Here is an 8406-nt window from a genome sequence, read left to right as displayed (position 1 = left end):
GCTCAGCCGTATCAATCTTTCTACCCTGCGGCAAACGGCATCGTGATGGCCTCGGAGGATATCATAAGGAAGTTGTCCGCAAGACAATAAACAGGTTCGTTACTCTGGCAGAATCGATTATATTAGCACCTGGTAGTCAATACAGGAGCGTAGTGATCTATGACAGAGTGTATATTAGTCTCCGATCTTCATGGCAGGACAGACCGGTATGAGAAGCTGTTCAAAATAATCCTGGAGACTTCTCCAGACGCGGTCTTCATAGGCGGGGATATCCTCCCGCATCTAGCGTCGGACGGCCCTCCCGGCAATTTCGTCACCGACTATCTTTTCGGAAAGTTATCAGGATTGCGTTACGCCATGGGAGTGGATTTTCCGTCCATATTCATTATCCCCGGAAACGACGATGGCCGGGCCGTCGAAGCGGACCTGCGATCCAGCTCTGGAAAAGGCCTGATCATTTACGTTCATGGACGCAAAGTGTCATTCTCTGACTGGAGTGTCTACGGCTACGCCTACACTCCACCCAGCCCCTTCATGCTCAAGGACTGGGAGAGGTATGACGTGTCCCGCTTTACGGACCCAGGATGCGTCTCCCCCGAGGAAGGTCGTTATTCCGCACCCATACCTGAGGATGAAAAACGGTTTGAGACTATCGCCGGGGATCTTGTTTCCCTCACTGGAGAAGATGACCTCAAAGGGGCCGTGTTCCTCTTTCACGCGCCTCCCTACAAGACAGCCCTCGACAGGGCAGCTCTCGACGGACGTATGATCGATGGGATCCCGATGGATGTGAATGTGGGCAGCATCGCGATACGCCGTTTCATAGAGGAGCGTCAACCGCTGATTACCATGCACGGACATATTCACGAATCAGCCAGACTTTCCGGCTCATGGAAAGACCGGATCGGCAGGACGACCATGCTGTCCGCCGCTCATGACGGTCCCGAACTCGCTGTAGTGAAGTTTACTCTTGAAGACCCCGGATCCCCATCGAGAGAACTGATCTAGTCCTTCTTCGATAATTTCATCTTCAGGGGCCTTGCCGCGTCGGTGACGGCATCTATTTTCACGGCGAAACTGGTCTTGTTCTTAATATCCTCGTCAGTGACGATATGAACGTCGAGCAGCCCCCCCGTCCTGTAACCTGTCTTGAGATAATTGAACTCGTCCAGGCAGAGGCTCCACCCCTCCAACCACCGGTTCAGATCCTTAAGCTGCTCAGGCGAGCCGCTGAAATGCACTATCAGATCGATGTCGCTCGCCAACCCGGCGGTGGCGTTCTTCGTGCTGCCGAATACGTAGAATCCAGAGACTCCAAATCTTTCCGCGTCGAGTTGTAAAGCGATCTGTTCTGCCATCTTCAGTCTCCACATCCATAGATGGTCGGTAGGTTTTTCAGCGTCGACCACTATCTCCTCTATCTCATCATTGTCCCCACCCTGTCCTGACAATACACCCACGGCCTCTCCGAGGTCCGCATTCATCAGGATTTTGAGCACCTTGCCGCCAGTGGCCTCCGGCACATCTATCAACTTAAGAGTATTTGAAAGACCGGCGAACTCCGGCAGCATGTCACCGAGCAGGTTTGACGAGTTTTTGAAAAACCTTTCACCGAAAATGACTCCGCTGTCGTCGGGGTAAAGAGGGAGATACCTGATCCGTGCTTCGACCAGGTCCTGGAAAAAGTGGGTCCCAAAAGAAAGATCCGGCTTGTAGTCACCACTGCTTCGGGCGATCTCGATCAGTACTGCTGTGTTGTTAATATCCGAATAGGTGACCTTGACTCCAAGCTTGATATCTCCCCTGCTCCCCCATCTACCCGGCCCCATCAAAACAAACTGGCGCTTGGGGAGGATCTTGTTAAGTTTCCCCACAGCCTCTCCCACCCTCAGCAGTTCACTCCGCGATGAAATGCTGCCATAGGACTCAGGGTCGACGTAGACTATATGGGTGATATCGGGCACACGCCCGTTCGAGATATATTTATTCGCTGAAAAAAGGATGTCTTTCTCTGGCAGATCTTTCGGTATGGCGGCCGGCGATATATTTTCCGAGGAACTCTGCGGCCTGCACTGAAGAAGGTAGAAATCGCTGCCGTCATGGGCGAACTCGATATCGACGGGAGTGCCGAGCTTCTCTTCAAGGACGGTAAGCATCGAATGTACCTTCTTGATAAATGAGGTATCACTCAAAAGGCCTTCGAAGGTATATAGCAATTCATCCTTCGCAAAGTCGATGCTCATCGCCATCGGTTTTCGTATATGTGTACCTTCACAGACCGAGACCATCTTCTCTATCATCGGCATCTGCTCGCCATGTTCCCGAAGCAGATCGTCTATCCGGATCGTCTCGAATGAATTCTTCTTCAGGTCTATCACGTCGACCATCTTTGGAGAATAATGAATGACCTCATCGGGCGCAACGTTCACTCGAAGCCCCGGTTGGCCGGGCGCGATGAGGACCGGATAGTCGTCGCTGACCCTGTCGACAGCTCGGGTCCCAAGTCCCGGCACCATCCTTATCAACCCATCCTCACACCTGATCCGCGGAGACCATCTGAACTCGTTTCGGCTGAAAGCTACTCCGGCAAAAGCAGGAAGGAAATAATCCCCTACCCTGGTACCGACCACTTCCTGGATCAGGATCCCCATCTCCTCGGCAAAATCGAGAAGCCCCCGCTCGGCCCTGTATTCGATCGGGTCGGGACCGAAAATGGAAGCATATATTTCCGATATGGCGTCCATCAGGGCTTCCAGTCGGTCCTGCTTACTGCCCTGGTTCGCCAGAAAGAGGCTCTTGTACTTTCCACTGAAAGCGGCTCCCAGACTGTCTTCGAGCAGACTCGAGCTTCTGATGACCAGGGGTCTCCCCTCACACTCATCCAGGATCATCGACAGGCCCTGAACGATATCGGGAGGAAAACGGCCGTTCTTGAACGAATTGATCACATGCGGATATTCCAGCCTCACCAGGTTGATGTCCTTGTATTTCTGTTCTACGATCTCATCCATGTGGTTGTATTTGAGAAACCCCTGAATGATGTCCGAAGCCAGATACCAGCTCTTTGGCACTATTATACCGGAAAGTTCGCTGTTTTCCTCTGCCGCCCCCCTTATCACCATGCTCGCCAGAAACAGTCCGGCACTCTTGCCACCCAGTCTGCCATGGCTTTCCGAACTGTAGACCATCCTGTCGACAAACCCGAAGAAGTCCGGGATGCTGCAATATTGTTTTGCTATGTTGATGTAGTCCAGCTGAGTAGACATCAGCCTGCGGATAAGGGAGACGATGACCCCCGTTTTTGAATTCAGAGAAAGCCTGAGCCTCTTCCAGTCCATGTCACGATACTGCCTGAGGACCGATATGATCTCTGGAAGTCCAATGTTCCTGTTGGCTATCTGCATTAGAAATTTCAACTTGTCGTCTTTTATCCATTTCCGCAGGTAGGCGGTCATCTGATCGTCCTCGAACTGATTCGAAGCGATATCAAATATCTTGAGACTCATCTCTTCAGTGAGACGTAAAATCGTGCGCCGAAGCGGCTGGTTCTCCTCTTCCCTGGGCAGGCCGTTTATGCCACCTGTCTCGGGCGATATCGCCTTGTGAATCTCCTCGGCTTCCTGCACGCCGTTCCAGCAGAGAAGGTTGAGCATCCTTTCAGACACGTTATAAAAGAGGTCCATATCGGTATATCGCAGGAGATTAAGAACTACTTTCCATTCACCGGTGTCCGCAGATGCTGGAAGTCCCCCGTTCTGTTCTGCCTTTATCCTGGCTTCCCTGTGCATCATGTAATCACCGATCCTGCTGGCGATCGTGCGCAGAAGTCTCTGCTCTTCCTTTAGAAAAGGGCCTTCGTGGGCGTGGGGCTTCTTCCTGCCGTAGTAGACGGAGATCGTTCCCGCCTGCTTTCCATGAACTGTTATGTCAGTCTGATGGACCCATGTCGTCGGTTCGAATCCCGGCTTGAAATAGCTTTCCTGGCCTATATCGATACGGGCGAAACAGACCTCGGGATACTGCCATCCCGATGGTATCGCCTCGATGATACCAATACAGATGTCTTCCTGTGAAGCATCCGGGACATTGATGAGCTCCTCTATCTTGTAAAGACACTCGAGTTCTTTCTCACGCTCCTTAAAAAAACGAAGAGGGTCTTCGGTGTTATTCCTATGCTCATCCATGAAGGATCATCCCCCGTCCGTGCTTGCCATCCACCTTGACGGTCAGGGGAGAGTCAAGCCTCAGATGTCTGACATGTTCGGTCTCGGAAAAAACATTCATACTCTTCAGCCAGTTCCAGTCGATCCTGAATTCTCCACCATGCTGGATCGAGAAGTAAAAGACCTTGAAACTGGTTACATTGTGAAAAAAATGCGACCCCTGGCTCAGCATGAAATTAAGATCAGGAAGAGAGCTTTCTACTATCACCTTGGCGCCTGATATCTGACCGAAGTCCACGGGGATTCCTCCAAGGGGGTCGGTGGTCCCCCAACGCCCGAAACCTATCAGGACATACTTGCGCCCCTCATCTACCAGCCTTGAATTTATCGAGTCTATCTCCTCGGCTATCTTCAGAGAATCCTTCACATCGAATCTGTCGGGATCGACATATACTATATCGGTTATCGTATCGAGGCTGCCATTGCCGAGTACTGTCCGGGACGCGAGGAGTGTGTTTTCGTCGCCGAGTTCTTCATCCGTAATTTCGACATCCGACTGGGCCACGACCATCGGCCGGACCTGAAGGAACCCGAATTCGGCAGGTTCCCCGAATTCTTTTCCAAGCCTCATGGCAAACTCGATCTCCACCATGGTGCCAAGCCTGTCCTCGCAGGATTCTCTCACGACTTTCAGAAGATTGTTCAGTGGAAGTCCCCTGTCCTGAATGACCGGCGCAAAGTTGATCAGCCTCGGCCCCGTGAAGAAAGTACCGCTCTCCACTCGATCGTCCTGCCCGTTGTAAGTCGACGCGATCAGGTTAATCGTGCCATCGTATTCGGCATCACCTAACGAGTATTGTTCGAGATACTCGTTTTCCTCGACAGGATCATACCTGTGAAGCTTGCCCATGTTGACCGCCCAGAAGCCGGTCTGAGAATGCTTGAGCATGTCACCCGTTGATTTGAACGGTGGAGGCGTCGCCGGATATGCCGGTGAAAAGGGCCACGAGATGCCGTCGTCGACGATCGTCCTTCCCAGCCCGAGAGCGAGCTCGACGATCCCGTCATCCGGAGTGGCTCGGCCGAACGGATAGAAATTGAATGAACGCATCACGCCGGATAAGTGTGGATAGAACCGTTCACCGAAACGGTTCCCCACTATCTCCTGGATGATCACTGCCATCTTCTCGTCTTCGATCGTATGACTCGCGACTCGCATGTAATCGCGAGCCGACTTGAAATAGGTCGAGGCATAGACGAATTTCACCGCTTCGGCAAGTTTCTTGAAACGCGAATCGGCATCGGGCTGGTTGTTGGGGACCATCTTGGTGGCGTAGACGCTGGCGAAAGGTTCGAACATGGCGTCTTCGAGCATGCTCGATGACCTGATCGCCAGTGGAGTATGCACCTGCTCGACTATGGCCCGCAAATCGCCGGCGAGTCCTACAGGAAGCGAACCCTTCTGAAAGGCGTGCGCTATCAGATCGTCACGTTTGCCGGAGAGAGCCACCTCGAAGAGGTCGTTCTCCTCCATAAACAGGTCGAAATATTCGGTGGTAATGACCGACAGCCTCGGTATTGAGACGGATATATCCGGTTCGAATGCGTTGCCAGGCTTTACGCCGAGTATTCCGCTCATTTTCGCGAGGCCGTGGGCCTTCCCGCCGAGCTCTCCGGAACCGATAAACGTAAATCTTTCCTTCCCGGTGAAGAACTGTCTGTCAAACCGGGTGATCGAGTATCCGTTCCGGTGGTCTGGCGTATCTTTCACGAGCTATTATACCCAACCGCGATCTTTACTTGCCTGGGCCACGCGCCCTATTGCTATGACATACGCGGCATCGCGCATGTAGAGCTTGCGTTTTTCCGCAAGTTCAGATACAGCGTTGAACGCCGATGTCATTTTCGAGTCCAGTTTACCAAGGACCTCGTCCTTATCCCAGAAGTAATTCATGTTGCTCTGTACCTGCTCGAAATAGCTGCATGTCACTCCACCTGCATTTGCCAGCAGATCGGGGATCATAAAGATGCCACGCTTCGAGATCACTTCGTCGGCTTCAGGAGTGGTCGGACCATTGGCGCCCTCGGCTATGATCTTGACCGAATCATTTATCTTCGAGACGTTTTCCTTTGTTATCTGATGCTCAAGAGCGGCAGGGATAAGAATATCGACTTCCTGCTCTATCCATGCCTCGCCCGGCAGCACTTCGTAACCGAGCTCCGCGGCCTTGCCCTTGTCGATCCCCCCGAAACGGTCGGTGATCCCTTTCAACTCATCGAGATCTATTCCGGATGATTTTTTAAAGCTGTATGAAGTCTGGTCTTTCTGGTCCCAACTGGACACGCATATGACCTTGCCGCCTATCCGGTTGAACAGCTCTATCGCGTACTGAGCGACATTGCCGAAGCCCTGTATGCTGGCCGTTGTCTTTGCCGGCGGTATGTCGAGCTCTTTCAGGGCCTCTCTCACTGTGAATATCACTCCATACCCTGTCGCTTCGGTGCGTCCAAGCGAACCACCCATTCCGACTGGTTTTCCGGTGATGAACCCGGGGAGCCTTTCGCCACGAAGAGTCTCGAATTCGTCGAGCATCCACAGCATGTGCTGCGCGTTTGTCATCACGTCCGGAGCCGGTATGTCGTTGACAGGCCCCATGTCTCTGGATAGCTGTCGTATCCAGCCGCGGCAGATCTGTTCCTGCTCGCGCATACTGAGGTTGTGCGGGTCACAGATAACCCCACCCTTGCCTCCACCCAGTGGGATGTCGACGACGGCCGTCTTCCATGTCATCCACATCGCCAGGGCACGGACAGTATCGATCGTTTCCATCGGGTGAAACCTGATTCCGCCCTTTGCGGGGCCTCTGGAATCGTTGTGCTGGACTCTGAACCCACGGAATACCTTGAAACTTCCGTCATCCATCCTGACTGGAATGCTTACATGATATTCGCGGGCGTTGTAACGGAGAAGATCTCTGGTGGCCTCGTCGAGATCGAGTTGATCAGCCACTTTGTCAAACTGCGACTGCGCCATCTCGAAGGCGTTATACGAGCGGTCTGCCATATCCGTCCCTCCTCAGGGTAAGGTTTCAAAGACCACAGGAAACTTACAAAGAGACTACGTCATAAGCAAGCAATATCGGGATTATTTCAGTGCTTTGACAAAATTATTTTTATCGTTGCATTTTGTTTGTTCTCATATGGTTAACGGGATTTGCGAAGAAGTAATAAGCGGAATTCTACTAATAATGACCCAGTGGCGGCAGATTTCTACCGCCCTTCTTCCTTCGTGCCCACCACGAGCCTCTTCATCCCGGCCCGTTTTGCGATATCCATCACCCTGATGACGGTGCCGTGCTGGACGGTCTTATCGGCCTTCAGAACGAGTGTGCCGTCTTCCGATGTGGCAGCCGCTTCGGCCATAAGTATCTCGAGGCTGTCAATCGGCACCGCGCGACCGCCAAATACCATCTCGTTATCGGCCCCGATAAAGAGAACGAGCCGACGCGTAACAGTCATCTCGGCACTCTGAGCCGAGGGAAGGTCGAGCTTCATCCCCGCCTGCTCGAGAAAGGTCGAAGTCACCATGAAGAAGATCAACAGAAGAAACATCACATCGATCAACGATGTTATGCTGATGACCACCCGTTTTTTCGGTTTCTCATTGAACTGCATCAGCCCGTCCCCCCCTGCTCCACTCCGGCAACTTCGCCTGTTTTCATCGCCCTTATACTACGAAGGAGGCCCGACGAGTACTTTTCGATATCGAGGACCAGGCTCTCGGCCCTGTTCGTCAGAAGATTATAGGCGACAAGCGCTGGAATCCCGACCGCCAGCCCCGTCACAGTAGTAATAAGCGCCTCGGATATGCCACCCGAAAGGATGCTGGCCTGCCCGATCCCCTGCTCAGAAATCACATTAAAAACTTTTATCATTCCCAGAACCGTGCCCATCAACCCCAGCAGCGGCGCCGCGACCGCTATCGTTTCCAGCGCCACAAGACCCCGCTCGAGAGTCCTGATCTCCTGCCTCCCCTGGTCGAGTATCGCCTCCTTCAGTTCATCCAGGTCCATACCCCTGTTCCTCAAGGCGACGAGGACTATACTGGCGAACGGCCCGGGGTTGGCCTCACATATCCTTTCTGCCACCTTCATGTCCTCTACACTTTCTATCTTCCCGATCGCTGAGACGATCTCCGCGACAATCACCTTCTTCTTCCTCAGGCAGAAGCTTCGCTCAATCA

6 protein-coding genes are annotated in these 8406 nt (G+C 52.8%); 1 reads left to right on the top strand and 5 read right to left on the bottom strand.

What is annotated here, in order from left to right; translation table 11 throughout:
* The first annotated feature begins 159 nt into the window (after positions 1 to 159).
* The gene (locus KOO63_09090) at positions 160 to 1008 is read left to right on the top strand and encodes a metallophosphoesterase (GenBank protein MBU8921962.1); all 849 of its coding nucleotides are present in this window, start codon (positions 160 to 162) and stop codon (positions 1006 to 1008) included.
* Here the strand turns inward: KOO63_09090 and KOO63_09085 are convergent.
* The 5 genes from KOO63_09085 to KOO63_09065 form a co-directional block, all read right to left on the bottom strand.
* Positions 1005 to 4184 (bottom strand): hypothetical protein, encoded by a 3180-nt coding sequence (locus KOO63_09085; GenBank protein MBU8921961.1) that lies wholly within the window; start codon positions 4182 to 4184, stop codon positions 1005 to 1007. The genes KOO63_09090 and KOO63_09085 overlap by 4 nt on opposite strands.
* On the bottom strand, positions 4177 to 5934 hold the full coding sequence (locus KOO63_09080; GenBank protein MBU8921960.1) for a PEP/pyruvate-binding domain-containing protein: 1758 nt from the start codon (positions 5932 to 5934) through the stop codon (positions 4177 to 4179). Before KOO63_09080 ends, KOO63_09085 begins: the two co-directional genes overlap by 8 nt.
* A gap of 6 nt (positions 5935 to 5940) precedes the next feature.
* On the bottom strand, positions 5941 to 7227 hold the full coding sequence (locus KOO63_09075; protein MBU8921959.1) for a Glu/Leu/Phe/Val dehydrogenase: 1287 nt from the start codon (positions 7225 to 7227) through the stop codon (positions 5941 to 5943).
* Positions 7228 to 7433: 206 nt separating this feature from the next.
* The gene (locus KOO63_09070; GenBank protein ID MBU8921958.1) at positions 7434 to 7838 is read right to left on the bottom strand and encodes a biopolymer transporter ExbD; all 405 of its coding nucleotides are present in this window, start codon (positions 7836 to 7838) and stop codon (positions 7434 to 7436) included.
* On the bottom strand, positions 7838 to 8406 hold a 569-nt coding region (locus tag KOO63_09065), incomplete at its 5' end, for a MotA/TolQ/ExbB proton channel family protein (protein MBU8921957.1). The genes KOO63_09065 and KOO63_09070, both read right to left, overlap by 1 nt.

This window comes from Candidatus Latescibacterota bacterium (assembly GCA_019038625.1).
In the GTDB taxonomy this organism is placed as follows: Bacteria; Krumholzibacteriota; Krumholzibacteriia; order Krumholzibacteriales; family Krumholzibacteriaceae; genus JAGLYV01.
The sequence above is the reverse complement of the archived record's forward strand: the minus strand, read 5'-3'. Positions and strand labels throughout refer to the sequence as shown.

Coding starts and splice junctions, on each gene's coding strand:
- KOO63_09075 (MBU8921959.1), bottom strand. CDS start 7,227: ATGGCAGACCGCTCGTATAACGCCTTCGAGATGGCGCAGTCGCAGTTT.
- KOO63_09090 (MBU8921962.1), top strand. CDS start 160: ATGACAGAGTGTATATTAGTCTCCGATCTTCATGGCAGGACAGACCGG.
- KOO63_09070 (MBU8921958.1), bottom strand. CDS start 7,838: ATGCAGTTCAATGAGAAACCGAAAAAACGGGTGGTCATCAGCATAACA.
- KOO63_09085 (MBU8921961.1), bottom strand. CDS start 4,184: ATGGATGAGCATAGGAATAACACCGAAGACCCTCTTCGTTTTTTTAAG.